This window comes from Flavobacterium limnophilum (genome assembly GCF_027111315.2).
GTDB classification, from domain to species: Bacteria; Bacteroidota; Bacteroidia; order Flavobacteriales; family Flavobacteriaceae; genus Flavobacterium; species Flavobacterium limnophilum.
In genome coordinates, this window is the sequence record NZ_CP114289.2 from 3,605,514 (window position 1) to 3,620,089 (window position 14,576).

The following is a 14,576-nucleotide window of genomic DNA, read 5'->3' on the forward strand; positions in this document are numbered from 1 at the left end:
TATGTTTTTTTATTGTTTATCAATAATTTTTATATATTTGTATTGAACTTTAAACTTTGATTATGAAAAAATTAAACATTTTAAAAACGATATTAGATATTTTTTGGTTCTTTTCAATAATAGCCTGTATTCCAGTGATAATCATTTTAACAATGTATTTATTCGAATCAGTACCAGATATGTCCATAAATTTTAAGGGACATAAAATTATCAATCATAACGCTTTAAATAAAACTATTGTAGCAATAAATACGATAAGTAGCTTTATATTTCTTTATAGTATTTACACTCTCAGAAAAGTTGTTATTTTATTTAAAAAAAGAGAAGTATTCAATCCAAAAATACCACAAATGTTGAATTTAATTGGTATTTCTGTTTTAACTTCTTCAACTATAAGTAGTGTTTGTTTTCTTATCTATCAAAGAGTGGAAGGAAAAAATCCGGGTTTATCTCTTGATTTTGGGGGTTATGATTCTTTCTTGATTTCAGTTAGCATTGGATTGTTTTTTATGGTCCTAAGCACCATTTTTAAGATTATCTACTCCATAAAAGAAGAAAATGACTTAACAGTATAAATTATGCCAATCATTGTAAACCTTGACGTAATGCTTGCCAAAAGAAAAATGCGTTCGAATGAATTGGCGGATCGAATGGGAATCACCACTGCCAACCTTTCTATTTTGAAAACCGGAAAAGCAAAGGCAATTCGGTTTTCAACTTTAGAATTAATTTGCGAAATTCTTGAATGCCAACCCGGAGATATTATGGAGTTTGTAAAAGAGGAATAAAATCAATAGATTGCTTCATTCCTCAGCAATGACAGAAAACAAAAAAGCCAAACATTACTGTTTGGCTTTAATTTTTATATTGAAATTGTCTTAGTCGGCTAAAACAATTACTTTATTGTCTTTCATTTCGATAGTTCCAGAATTGATAGCTAACGTGTAGTTTTGATCGTTTACTTTCGTAAACAACCCTTCTGATTCGCTACTAAAATTGAAACTTGGAGCTGTAATTTTTACAAGCCCTTTTTGAAGTAATGAAACTATTGGCGCGTGATTATTCAACATTTGAAAGTGTCCGTCAACTCCTGGAAGTGAAATGGAAGTTACTTCTCCTGAAAATAATTTTGCTTCTGGTGATACTATTTCTAAAATCATCTTTTTTTAGTTAGAAGATGGGAGAGGGAAGAGGGAAGATGGGAGAGGGAAGATTGAAGAGGAAAATGAAGAATTTACTTCTAACTTCCGACTTCTAGCTTCTGACTTCTAACTTCTAGCTTCTGACTTCCAACTTAATTATGCTTCTGCCAACATTTTTTCTCCAGCTTCGATAGCGTCTTCAATGGTTCCTTTAAGGTTGAAAGCTGCTTCTGGCAAGTGGTCTAATTCTCCATCGATAATCATGTTGAATCCTTTGATGGTATCTTTAATGTCAACCAAAACTCCAGGAATACCTGTAAATTGTTCTGCTACGTGAAAAGGTTGTGACAAGAAACGTTGTACACGTCTAGCTCTTGATACAGCCAATTTATCATCTTCTGAAAGTTCTTCCATACCAAGAATCGCGATAATATCTTGCAATTGTTTGTATTTTTGAAGAATTTCTTTTACTCTTTGTGCACAGTCATAATGCTCATCCCCAATAATTTGTGGAGTCAAGATTCTAGAAGTAGAATCTAGTGGATCTACCGCTGGGTAAATACCTAACTCAGCAATTTTACGAGACAATACTGTTGTTGCATCAAGGTGGGCAAATGTTGTTGCTGGCGCCGGGTCAGTTAAGTCATCCGCAGGAACGTAAACCGCTTGTACAGATGTAATAGATCCTTTGTTTGTAGATGTGATACGCTCTTGCATAGCCCCCATCTCGGTTGCCAATGTTGGTTGGTAACCTACCGCAGATGGCATACGACCCAAAAGTGCCGATACCTCAGAACCTGCTTGTGTAAAACGGAAGATGTTATCAACGAAGAACAATACATCTTTTCCTTGATCTGAACCTGCTCCATCACGGAAATATTCAGCAATTGACAATCCTGAAAGTGCCACACGAGCACGAGCTCCAGGAGGCTCGTTCATTTGTCCGAAAACGAAAGTAGCTTTAGACTCTCTCATTCCTGGCATATCTACTTTAGACAAATCCCATCCTCCATTTTCCATAGAGTGCATGAATTCCTCACCGTATTTAATAATTCCTGACTCCAACATCTCGCGAAGCAAGTCATTTCCTTCACGTGTTCTTTCTCCTACTCCTGCGAATACTGAAAGTCCACCGTGACCTTTTGCAATATTGTTGATCAACTCTTGAATCAATACTGTTTTACCAACACCGGCACCACCGAACAATCCAATTTTTCCCCCTTTTGAGTAAGGCTCAATCAAATCGATTACTTTAATACCCGTGAATAAAACTTCAGATGAAGTTGATAAATCTTCGAATTTTGGAGCTTGTCTGTGAATAGACATTCCATTTTCGCCATCTTTTGGCAAGTTCCCTAAACCGTCAATAGCATCTCCAATTACGTTAAACAAACGCCCGTAAACATCTGCACCAATTGGCATTTTGATTGGATTTCCTGTTCCAACCACTTCATAACCTCTGCTCAAACCGTCTGTTGAATCCATTGAGATGGTACGAACGGTGTTTTCACCGATGTGAGATTGTACTTCAAGAACCAATAAAGTTCCGTCTTTTTTCGTGATTTCTAATGAATCATAAATTTTCGGAAGTTCAACATCTTTACCGTTGAAAACTACATCGACAACTGGTCCGATGATTTGGGCAACTTTTCCTATTACTTTTGACATTGCTTATGTATTTATTAAATAGCTATTCAGGTTTATGAAACACATCCAAACAAAATTAATCGACTGGATGCATTTTCAGTGCGCAAAGGTAATTTTTTAAAATATAAAAATCAATACTTTTTTTATAAAAAAACCGACTCTTCCAGACAACTCCCTTAAAGAAGTAAAATAAGGATAAAAAAGCACCTAAAAACCAAAAAACCATCACGTTACCATAATGGTTTTTAAAAATAAAACAAATAGTATTATGGATTAATTGTCCAAGAAGCAAAATATTGTTGCCCTATTGCTCCAGCGCCCAATACTTGAATATATTCTTTTCCTCCAATATTTGTTGCACCCAATTTAATTACTGATTTTAATTTTGGAAGTCCGTAATTGATTTGCGCATCAACAACAGTAGCCGAAGCAATCATTCCATCAACCATTGTGGATTCCCACATATACTCGCTGTTCCATCTTACACTGGCATTAAACCCAAGATTTTCAATTAATTTATCATTTCCAACAGAAGCCTTCACTCTATGTTTTGGCGTATTGAAACCTGCCTCAAAACCGGGGTCTTTGGCTTGGTCAAAATCAAATTGCGCATAGTTATAGTTAATTCCAAAATCATAATTTCCAAACATTTTTCTTGAAAGACCAATTCCTACTCCCAATGAATGGATTTCAGGAGCTGTGTTGGTATATAATTGATACACTCTAAAATTGCCATTTTGAAGCGCATGCAAAGACTGCGTTCCTAAAGCACCTGCGCCACCATCTACTGCCTGCCCATAATATGTTGCAATAGCGGTCGTGTTTCCTATGAAATGATTGTAAATATTATAATATCCATTAAGATCAATATTGACATCCTTGATTTGCGAACGATATCCCAGCTCAAATGCTTGCACTTCTTCTGGTTTCACCAATGCTACATTTGTTTTTTTCAACAATGCTGTATTACCGGTTGCCAATAATGCTCCCACAGATTCTCTTGTGTAAGAATTGTAGTAAGCATTTTCTCCTGTCATAATTTTTGTAGCTCCACCATTAATAGATTGACCAACAGCTGTTGCTACCGTAAATGTTTCCGTAAACCTTGTTAAGTTATCAGCAGCCGAACCCACAAGTGCCGCATACCCCACATTGAAACCAATGTATTGATCTTGTGTAGTTGGGTTTCTAAAACCAGTTTGATAAGACGCCCTGAAATTATGTTGTTTTTTTTCACCTCCAGAATACACCAAGGATATTCTTGGAGAATAATTCCCGTCAAAATTCGTGGCTTTATCATAACGAATAGACCCCGTGAATTTGAATCTATCCTCCATAAATTTTTTCTGTAATTGCATATAAGCTCCATATTCACTGTATTTAATTAAACTATTGGCATCTGTATAAATCCTGCCATGAGAATCTAATTGATAATCCCTGTACGATCCACCCACTTGGATTTCTCCAAATTTAATAAGGTCTTTAAAGTTATAATTGGCATCTGAATGATATATTTTGGAATTATCCACCAATTTTGAACCTGTCAATGAACTTGGATCGGCAATTACAGTGTTAAAAGCAGACTGAAATCCAGCTGTTCCCGGCACCAATCTACCTACATCAGCTTTTGCACGGGCAAAAGCATTGGATCCAGCGACATTTCCAAATAAGGGACTTGCGGGATTATTGATTGCCCCAGCATAGTTTGCGGCATAAGTGCCATACCATGTAGCATCTGGTTTCCACATTTCGTTTATATGGGTTCCGGTAAAATTCATGTCGTATGATTTCCCTCCATCTTCCGAAGTTACATATCCTCTCACGAAAAAGTTTTTACCTTTCACTTCTAATTTATGCTGGGACATGTAAAAATCATTCAAATTATATCGATTTGCCCCTTGATAAATTGCATTTCCAAACCCAAATTTACTTTGCCAGATTACCTCTACTCTTTCGTCACCAAGTGGCCTTAAATGAAATGAAAAATCAATTTTAGTGTTACTGGCTTTATTATTTGTCAAATCAACCTCATTGTAACCCGTTCTAGTCACGTAATCTTTAGGCAATGAGGTAGCCCAAGCAGCCGGCAAACCATTAGCTGCCCAACTCCCATTTGCAACCATTTGTTTTCCCACATCGTTTAGATTATATACCTTTTGCTCATCCCCATATACATTTATCCCGTCATAATCGTTGTTATTCCTGGTTCTTCCTTGTCCTTGATGATTTCTGTCATCATAATTCGTGGCATACCAATCTGTTCCATCCATATAGGTAAAGTTGGCTTTTGCAGCAAAATAATTATTGAACTTATGCGCCATTCTTATTCCAAAATCATAAAAACCGTTAGTGCCGGCAGCATCTTGGCTGGTGGCTCCATATTTTAAATAAGCTGAAATACCCGGGAAGTCAAAAGGACTTTTGCTGTTCATGAACATGATTCCATTAAAGGCGTTTGCACCATACAATGCAGAAGACGCTCCAGGCAATAATTCCACACTTTGAACATCAATATCCGAAACTCCAATCATATTACCCAACACGAAGTTTAAAAGAGGGGAAGAATTATCCATTCCATCTACTAGTTGCATGAATCGAGTATTTGAAACAGTTGCAAAACCTCTAGTGTTTATGGATTTGAAAGTTAAGCTACTGGTATTCACCTGTACTTCTTTCAGGTTTTCCAATCCGTCATAAAAAGTTGGAGATGCCGTTCTTTTAATTTCCTTTATCCCCATTCTTTCAATGGTAACTGGTGATTCCAAAATTCGTTCCGGCGTTCTGGAAGCAGAAATCACCACTTCACTCAATTTTGTTTCTTCTCCCACCAATTTTACATTGACATTCTGATTGTTTGAAGTAATAGTCACTTTTTTAGTCTCGTGACCCAAACTCGTAACCTCAATCGTAAAAGGAAGCGTTTTTGAAGAAATTAAAGTAAATTTTCCAACCCCATCGGTTACCGTTCCTGCTTTGTCTCCAAGGACTTGGATATTGGCTCCAGAAATAGGTTGATTGTTAGCGTCTGTAACAGTACCTGTAATAGTGTTTTGAGCAAAAGTAATGCTGCAAAAAAGCAAAGACAGAAAAAGAAAATAAACTCTCATTTGGTTAAGTTTTATTGGTTAGTGAAGTAAATGTAAAAATATTTTTGACATTATCACAAAAACGTCATAAAAAAATCATAATCAATAATTTTATTAGACTATTTATAATTATTTCGTATTGATAATTTAAAAATATAAGCATTCTTTTTCATTAATAATTAAAAAAAATGCTATGCCTGCATATAAAACCTAATAAAAATACAGTATTTTACTTAAAAAAACAGCAATTTAACATAATTACAAAACAATAAAAAAGCGAGAATAAATCTCGCTTTAAAAATAACAATATGTAAGAGCTTACTTATTCAACAGTAACGGACTTAGCCAAGTTACGAGGCTGATCTACGTTACAACCTCTCATGACCGCAATGTGATAGGACAATAATTGCAACGGTATGGTCGTAATTAACGGCGACAAGGCATCTGATGTTTCTGGAATTTCAATAATATAATCGGCTAACTCACGTACTTGTGTATCACCTTTGGTTACCACGGCTATAATGATGCCGCTTCGGGATTTAATTTCCTGGATATTACTCACTACTTTATCATAATGTCCTTGTTTTGGTGCTATAACAACCACCGGCATTTGGGCATCAATCAAAGCAATTGGTCCGTGTTTCATTTCGGCCGCAGGATATCCTTCGGCATGAATATAGGAAATCTCTTTTAGCTTCAAGGCTCCTTCAAGAGCAACCGGGAAGTTATACCCTCTACCTAGATACAAACAATTGTGCGAATTTTTGAAAACAGATGCAATTTCCTTGGCTCTATCATTGGTTTCCAAAGCTTCTTTCACTTTTTCAGGAATGAGTTCCAATTCTTGTAAATATCTGTGAAATTCAGCATTAGTCAAAGTTCCTTTTGCTTTTGCCAAACGCAAAGCTATCATGGTCAAAACCGTGATTTGTGTGGTAAATGCTTTTGTAGAAGCCACTCCAATTTCTGGTCCTGCATGCGTATGGGTTCCGGCATGTGTTTCTCTAGAAATAGAAGAACCTACAACATTACAAACACCAAAAACAAATGCTCCTTTTTCTTTGGCCAGCTTTATGGCAGCCATAGTATCGGCAGTTTCACCCGATTGCGATATTGCTATTACGACATCACGTGTACCTATAATTGGATTTCTGTATCTGAATTCAGAAGCATATTCCACTTCAACCGGAATTCTGGTAAATTCTTCAAAAATATATTCTGCCACCAATCCTGCATGCCATGAAGTACCGCAGGCAACAATAATTATCCTTTCAGCATTTAGAAATTTACCCAAATTATCTTCAACTCCCGACATTTGAATAATCCCTTCATTCGCATGAAGCCTTCCTCTATAGGTGTCTTTTATGACATTTGGTTGTTCGTATATTTCTTTCAACATAAAGTGGTCGTAACCACCTTTTTCGATTTGCTCCAAATTCATTTGAAGCTCCTGAATATAGGGATCAACTAAAGAATCATCTTTAATTTTTCGTACTTTCATTGGTTTGTGCAACCTGATGTTTGCCATCTCTCCGTCTTCTAGATAAACAGCATTTGATGTATATTCGATAAATGGAGACGCATCCGAGGCTATAAAATATTCACCTTCTCCAATTCCTATTGCCAATGGACTTCCCAAACGGGCAACAACAATTTCTTCAGGATTTTTCTTGTCAAAAACGGCTATTGCATAAGCACCAAAAACTTGGTTTAGCGCAATTTGAACTGCTTTACCTAATTTTAGGTTTTCTTTTTTTTGTATTTCTTCAATAAGATTTACAAGTACTTCAGTATCTGTATCTGAGTGAAAAACATACCCTCTTTTAATCAATTCCTCTTTCAGTGGAGCATAATTTTCAATAATTCCGTTATGAATAATAGCTAAATCTCCTGAATTAGAAAGATGTGGATGAGAATTTACGTCGTTCGGAACACCATGTGTCGCCCAACGGGTATGCCCAATTCCAATTGTTCCAGTGGCAGTAATTTCCTTTGAAGCTTTCTCTTCAAGATCCGAAACTTTACCCTTGGTTTTGCAAAGTTTTAAATCTTTTCCGTCATACAACATAACCCCAGCACTATCATATCCTCTATATTCAAGTCTTTTTAGCCCCTTAACAACAATAGGATAAGCTTCTCTATAGCCTATATATCCAACTATTCCACACATAAATTTTGCTTAATTAGGTTTTGTATAATAAATTTCAAGTTTTAATCTTTTACTGTCCGGAACTGAAGATTTTCCTCCGTAAAGTACCGTTCCCAGCGGATTCATGACGCTGGCTTTGGGTGCTTTAGACAAGAAGGCTGTTGGCGTTCTCAGCTTATAAAAATCTGGAATCTCAATGTTTTCGGTAACGACAATTCCCAGCTTAATATTGGTTGAATCCTTGTGTTTCACAAGACTTCTAATATGATTCGTAAGATTCACTTTATAGGAAACGCCTCTTTTTTGAGAAGTTGCATCTCTAGTTATTTTTCCCGAATAACTATAATAATCTAAAGTAATTCGACTATTGGTAAAATCATACAAATAAACCCTTTCTGGTTCATAACTATTGGCCATTGAACTGGCATCAATATTAAAAAGAAGACTGGCTTGATTAATCAACCACCCCTTTTTTCGAATAATGTCCAATTGGTCTGAAACCCCGTTAGGCCCAGTTAAATTCCCGTCTTTATCATACCCAATCAAATCCGTTTTGTCAAAAAGCTCTATAACCGCCAATGAACCTTCACCACCTTTCAAATACAACTTTTCATCTCCAAGCACACGATCTGGGTTGCCTGTAGCATTAGAATAGTTTGCATTTGTATTGCTTTGCTCCAACAAACTCACGGTATTCACTTTATCTTTCTGGTTTCCTGACAAATTAAGAACGATTGACTTAGGAACTCTTGTTACGGTAACCACCGTCCCTACAGTTGTAGATAAATCTTCTTTATAATTAATAGTTATTGTACCTTTTGTAAAATTGATCATGGCCAAACTTCCCGGATCAGTTCCTGATTGCTCCACTTTAAAATACAATCCCTTGAAATATTCCTTGAAAATTTCGTTGGTTGTCAATTTACCCGCTGGGGCATTTATTATCTTGTCCGTAAAAAATTGACTGTTCAATTTCAAACGCATTGCTGGAGTGGAATAAACATTGGTTTTTTTCCCGGCAGCATCTGTAGTGGTAAGGTTGCGTTGTGCTGGATTATAAAAAAATTCGTCGTTTTGAGCCTTGTTGGCATCATCATTCAAACGAGTTCCCTTTTTAAGATTTTCAAAATCCGTGTTTTGATCCGTAAAATACTTCTGGGCTTCTTGAAATCCTCCCACGGGATCCTTGTCTCGCATATATAAACCTGATTCAAAAATACTCAGCTTAATTTTTGCCAAAGACTTACCATAAATAGAATCCAACACATAGCTATTCCCACCAGCCGTTAATGCCTTTGTTTGGGTGGCATCAACAAAATAAGGCACCTCAATATACACACTGTCTATTACGGGATTAGCTCCAATTACTGGATCCTCGGCAGCCAAAATTAATTGCGTTGCGAAATTTGCCGTAGTCTTGCCAAAAGCTGGATTATCATAAATACCCAAGGCATTTATAGGAAGGTTGTTGGATTGAATTGGCGTGATCTTTTCATTGTAAGCCACAACAGAAAAAGTGGAGTCTTTGAGGGTAAAATGATTTTCGCCAATTAAGCCGTCTCCAATTACATTATAGTCTTTATCGCATGAAACAAAAAGGACGATACTTGCGACCAATAGAATCTGCTTGAAAATGGAATTATTACGCATGTTTAATAGAAAATATTAAATTTAAAGAACAAAATTTTTATAGAAATTAGTATAAGCCTCGGCAAATTTATCTTTCGTGGCGAAAGGTAAAAAAGGTTTGCCCGAAGATTCTATAAATTTTGTTAAACTTGAAGACACATTCTCGGAAGCAATAATAACAGCATCAGAATGTGCAATGGTAACTTTCATGATATTTTCATAATCTGGAGTTTCCAAATCAATAATCGAATCATTTGGAACACCGTCAAACTTCACCTTGTTAATCATTTCTTTATCCAAAGTTCCTTCAAAAGATTGACCATAAACCGAAGTCACTATTTTGGTTTCAGAAAACAAGGCTTCATTTTTATAATAATGTTTCATGTAAATGGGCAACATGGCCGCCATCCATCCGTGAACATGTATAATATCTGGAACCCAATTGAGTTTTTTTACTGTTTCGACAACTCCTTTGGCAAAGAAAATGGCGCGTTCGTCATTATCTGGAAACAAAACACCTTCTTCGTCAGTAAAAGTAGCTTTACGTTTGAAATATTCGTCGTTATCGATAAAATATACTTGTATTCTTTCCTTGGGGATCGATGCCACTTTTATAATCAAGGGCATATCCAAGTCATTTACTACCAAATTCATTCCCGAAAGCCGAATTACTTCGTGCAATTGATGTCTTCTTTCGTTAATATTCCCATATCGCGGCATAAAAATTCTTATCTGTCCTCCTTGATTATTGATCATTTTCGGCACTTCATAAGACATTGAAGACACCTCATTTTCAGCTAGATAAGGCACAACTTCAGATGATACATATAATATCCTCTTATCTTCCATATTGTATTTACTTAATTTATTGGCAATAAAAACCATGCAAAATTACAAAAATTTATGCAGTTATGGACTAAAATATATAAGTTTGCAAACTATTTCAATAAAACAGCCATGCATATTTTCTACGGGAAAGCAGCTTTGAGAGATTATTTAAAATCTATCAAAACCAGCAATTTCACCATTGGGTTCGTTCCTACAATGGGTGCTTTGCACCAAGGACATTTATCATTGATACAAAAGTCAATGCAGGAAAACCAAGCCACTGTCGTGAGTATTTTTGTAAATCCCACCCAATTCAACAATCCGGAAGACCTAGCAAAATACCCGAGAACGCTGGATGAAGACATCCAAAAAATAGGAAATTTGAGTCCAGAAATCATCGTTTTTGCCCCAACTGTCGAAGACATTTATGAAGGCCAAACCGTTTCGCAATCTTTCGATTTTGATGGATTGGAAAACCAAATGGAAGGAAAATTCAGACCCGGACATTTCAATGGTGTTGGAACCATCGTAAAACGTCTTTTCGAAATTGTGGAACCCACCAATGCCTATTTTGGAGAGAAAGATTTTCAGCAATTGCAAATCATAAAAAAAATGGTGGCAAAAAACAACTTGAAAGTCACCATCAAAGGATGTCCCATTTTCAGGGAACCGAACAATTTGGCGATGAGTTCTAGAAACGCACTTTTGTCATCAAAAGAAAAACAGGAAGCTTCCTTGATTTACCAAACGTTAATTGACGCCAAAACAAAATTCAAAAAAAACAGCGCCACAGCCGTAACCGATTGGATACAAAAATCATTTGAAAAAAATCCTGATTTCAAATTGGAATATTTTCAAATTGCCGACGAGGCCACGCTTTTGCCTTGTTTGCGAAAAAACAAAAACAAGAAATACCGTGCTTTTATAGCCGTATTTGTCAATAATATTCGATTGATTGATACCATTTCATTAAATTAATTTACTTTTGCACTATGCAAATACAAGTAGTAAAATCAAAAATTCACCGAGTAAAAGTGACTGGCGCCGATTTAAATTACATCGGTAGCATTACCATTGACGAGGCATTAATGGAAGCTTCAAATATTATTGAAGGCGAAAAAGTATCGATTGTAAACATCAATAATGGAGAACGATTAGAAACTTATGCCATAAAAGGTGAAAAAAATTCAGGTGAAATAACCCTCAATGGACCTGCCGCAAGAAAAGTGCAAAGAGACGACATCATCATCATCATTTCTTATGCCACTCTTGACTTTGAAGAAGCCAAAACCTTCAAACCATGGATTGTATTTCCCAATGAAAAAGACAATTCCCTGACTTAATCTTTTCGGAAATCCATCTTTAGATTTTACAACTGTTTCGGATTTCCCAAATTCAGTTGTTTTTACCATTCCTGTTTTCAATAAAAGCAAATAAAGTACTATATTGCTACTCTATTTGTTCCCGAAAAACCGGGAGAATTTTAATCTCGAAAACATGAAACATACATTACTATTGTTACTTTTTTCTGCAACTGTTTTTTCACAAAAAACTACGGAAACCTTTGTTTCAACCAAATTGGGAGAAAGCCGGGAAATCACCATTGGACTGCCCGCTTCCTATGAGAAAAACCCAAACAAACAATATCCAATTCTCATTTTGCTAGATGGAGATTACTTGTTCGACCCCTTTTTTGGCGCTTTGAACTACGGTGCTTATTGGGATGATTTACCGGAAACCATAATCGTTGGCATCAGCCAAAACAAAAACCAAGAACGAATAGAAGACACTAATTACGACGATTTCAATGGAGTTCCTGCAAAAAAAGGAGCAAGTTTTTTTGAATTCGTTGGTGGCGAATTGCTTCCTTATATCGAAAAAAAATACCGCGTGGCACCTTTTCGAATCATTGCCGGGCACGACACCACAGCCGGGTATTTGAACTTTTATCTCTACAAGGAAAATCCTGTTTTCAATGCCTATATTTCTTTAAGTCCTGAACTCGCCCCAGAAATGGAGGTTCGAATTCCAGAAAATTTGGCCAAATTAAAAAAACCTGTTTTTTATTACCAATCCTCGGGAGAAGGCGATTTAAAAGAGGTTAAAGAAGACATCAAAACCCTGGATACCAACATAAAACAGCTTACCAATCCGATGCTAAATTACAAATACGACGAGTTCAAAGGCGCTTCCCATTACTCCACGGTTCTTTATTCGATACCAAATGCCCTGTACCAATTTTTTGATTGCTACAAACCCATTTCAATGGCAGAATTCACTGAAAAAATTGCAATATTACCCAGTGGTTACACCAAATATTTAACCGATAAATACGATGGAATTGAAAAAATTTTAGGGTTTAAAGTTCCTATTCGGGCAACCGATTTTAAAGCCATTGAGGCGGCAATTCTAAAAAACAAAGCCTACCAAGAATTAGACGATTTGTCCCAAATTGCCAAGAAAAATTATCCAAAATCAATGCTTGCCGATTATGAATTAGGCCTGATGTTCGAAAAACTGGGCGACACTAAAAAAGCGGCAAAAGCCTATCAAAAAGCCTCTCAATTAAGCGAAATAGGAGACTTGACAAAAAACATGATGCTGGAAAAATTTGACGAAATGCAAAGTCTAACACCAAAAAAGAAATAATGTCCAAAGTAAAAACTTCCTTTTTTTGCCAGAATTGTGGCGCCCAATATTCAAAATGGCAAGGCCAATGCAATTCCTGCAAAGAATGGAACACCATCGCCGAGGAAATCATCCAGAAAGAAGAAAAAGTAGCTTGGAAAAGCGAATCAACTGCTAATTCCAAAGCTCCAAAACCCTTGCGAATCAACGAAATTGATTCCGCCCAAGAAATCCGGATGGACACCACCGACGGTGAACTCAATCGTGTGTTGGGTGGCGGCATTGTTCCCGGTTCCTTAATCCTTTTGGGAGGCGAACCAGGCATCGGAAAAAGCACGCTTTTGCTCCAAATTTCTTTAAAACTGCCATACAAAACTTTGTACGTTTCCGGCGAAGAAAGCCAAAAACAAATAAAAATGCGTGCCGAAAGAATCACGCCAAACGGAGACAATTGCTATATTCTTACCGAAACCAAAACCCAAAATATCTTCAAACAAATTGAAGCCATCGAACCCGAAATCGTCATCATCGATTCCATTCAAACGCTCCATACCGATTATATTGAATCGACTCCGGGAAGTATTTCACAAATTAGAGAAACCACTGCCGAACTGATAAAATTCGCCAAAGAAACCAATATTCCAGTAATTTTAATTGGACACATTACCAAAGACGGAAACATTGCCGGGCCCAAAATATTGGAACATATGGTCGATACCGTTTTACAATTCGAAGGCGACCGAAATCATGTATACCGTATTTTGCGCTCACTAAAAAACCGTTTTGGCTCCACTGCCGAAATCGGAATTTATGAAATGCTAGGCAACGGTTTACGCGAAGTTTCCAATCCATCCGAGATACTGATTTCGCACAAGGACGAAGAATTATCTGGAACCGCCATTGCAACAACTCTCGAAGGAATGCGCCCGTTGATGATTGAAATTCAATCCTTGGTCAGCACGGCAGTTTATGGAACGCCGCAACGCAGTACAACAGGTTACAACGCCAAAAGGCTGAATATGATTCTGGCAGTTTTAGAAAAAAGAGCCGGTTTCAGGCTTGGCGCCAAAGACGTTTTCCTGAACGTGACAGGAGGAATTTCGGTAGATGATCCCGCGATTGATTTGGCAGTTGTGGCCGCTATTTTATCGTCGAATGAAGATATTCCGGTAAACAAAGATTTTTGTTTTGCGGGAGAAGTCGGTTTGTCTGGAGAAATTCGCCCCGTGAATCGTGTGGATCAACGCATTCAAGAAGCAGAAAAATTGGGATTTTCGACCATTTTTGTATCGAAATACAATAAAATAGCCTTGAAAAACACGATAATCAAAATAAGATTGGTGGCTAAAATTGAAGACGTGGCGAGTGAATTGTTTGGGTAACTTCTCATTTTATGTAATCCATTAATTATCAAACGAAAAGATTATTTAATTTCGCTTGATTTTCATTATTTCTTCGTAAATTTAT

Annotated in this window: 12 protein-coding genes; 6 read left to right on the forward strand and 6 right to left on the reverse strand. The window is 36.7% G+C overall.

Features of this window, described 5'->3' with window-relative positions; genetic code table 11:
- Positions 1–62: 62 nt before the first annotated feature.
- Positions 63–575 (forward strand): DUF2975 domain-containing protein, encoded by a 513-nt coding sequence (locus OZP13_RS14965; protein WP_281297685.1) that lies wholly within the window; start codon positions 63–65, stop codon positions 573–575.
- Between the two features lie 3 nt (positions 576–578).
- Positions 579–788, forward strand: a complete 210-nt coding sequence (locus OZP13_RS14970; protein ID WP_269240923.1) for a helix-turn-helix domain-containing protein — start codon at positions 579–581, stop codon at positions 786–788.
- A 90-nt stretch (positions 789–878) separates the two neighbouring features.
- Here OZP13_RS14970 and OZP13_RS14975 read toward each other — a convergent pair whose 3' ends face one another.
- The 6 genes from OZP13_RS14975 to OZP13_RS15000 form a co-directional block, all read right to left on the reverse strand.
- Complete coding sequence (locus OZP13_RS14975) at positions 879–1,160, reverse strand: F0F1 ATP synthase subunit delta/epsilon (RefSeq protein WP_269240924.1); 282 nt, start codon at positions 1,158–1,160, stop codon at positions 879–881.
- 138 nt (positions 1,161–1,298) lie between these two features.
- Positions 1,299–2,810 carry a F0F1 ATP synthase subunit beta gene (gene atpD, locus OZP13_RS14980; protein WP_281297686.1) on the reverse strand — a complete coding sequence of 504 codons (1,512 nt, stop codon included), beginning with the start codon at positions 2,808–2,810 and terminating at the stop codon, positions 1,299–1,301.
- Between the two features lie 245 nt (positions 2,811–3,055).
- Positions 3,056–5,896, reverse strand: a complete 2,841-nt coding sequence (locus tag OZP13_RS14985) for a TonB-dependent receptor (RefSeq protein WP_281297687.1) — start codon at positions 5,894–5,896, stop codon at positions 3,056–3,058.
- Positions 5,897–6,197: 301 nt separating this feature from the next.
- Entirely contained in the window at positions 6,198–8,045 is a 1,848-nt protein-coding gene (gene glmS, locus OZP13_RS14990) for a glutamine--fructose-6-phosphate transaminase (isomerizing) (RefSeq protein ID WP_281297688.1), read from the reverse strand.
- Between the two features lie 9 nt (positions 8,046–8,054).
- Positions 8,055–9,674, reverse strand: a complete 1,620-nt coding sequence (gene bamH, locus OZP13_RS14995) for a BamH family beta-barrel-assembly machinery protein (RefSeq protein ID WP_281297689.1) — start codon at positions 9,672–9,674, stop codon at positions 8,055–8,057.
- A gap of 21 nt (positions 9,675–9,695) precedes the next feature.
- Entirely contained in the window at positions 9,696–10,502 is an 807-nt protein-coding gene (locus OZP13_RS15000; RefSeq protein WP_281297690.1) for a glycogen/starch synthase, read from the reverse strand.
- A 108-nt stretch (positions 10,503–10,610) separates the two neighbouring features.
- On the opposite strand from OZP13_RS15000, the gene panC reads away from it, so the two are divergent.
- The 4 genes from panC (at position 10,611) to radA (ending at position 14,491) form a co-directional block, all read left to right on the forward strand.
- Positions 10,611–11,459 carry a pantoate--beta-alanine ligase gene (gene panC, locus OZP13_RS15005; RefSeq protein WP_281297691.1) on the forward strand — a complete coding sequence of 283 codons (849 nt, stop codon included), beginning with the start codon at positions 10,611–10,613 and terminating at the stop codon, positions 11,457–11,459.
- Between the two features lie 14 nt (positions 11,460–11,473).
- Positions 11,474–11,824, forward strand: a complete 351-nt coding sequence (gene panD, locus OZP13_RS15010; RefSeq protein WP_281297692.1) for an aspartate 1-decarboxylase — start codon at positions 11,474–11,476, stop codon at positions 11,822–11,824.
- Between the two features lie 154 nt (positions 11,825–11,978).
- A complete protein-coding gene (locus OZP13_RS15015; protein ID WP_281297693.1) occupies positions 11,979–13,130 on the forward strand; it encodes an alpha/beta hydrolase in 1,152 nt (383 codons plus the stop codon).
- The gene (radA, locus tag OZP13_RS15020) at positions 13,130–14,491 is read left to right on the forward strand and encodes a DNA repair protein RadA (RefSeq protein WP_281297694.1); all 1,362 of its coding nucleotides are present in this window, start codon (positions 13,130–13,132) and stop codon (positions 14,489–14,491) included. The genes OZP13_RS15015 and radA overlap by 1 nt, the downstream gene beginning before the upstream one ends.
- Positions 14,492–14,576: the final 85 nt, after the last annotated feature.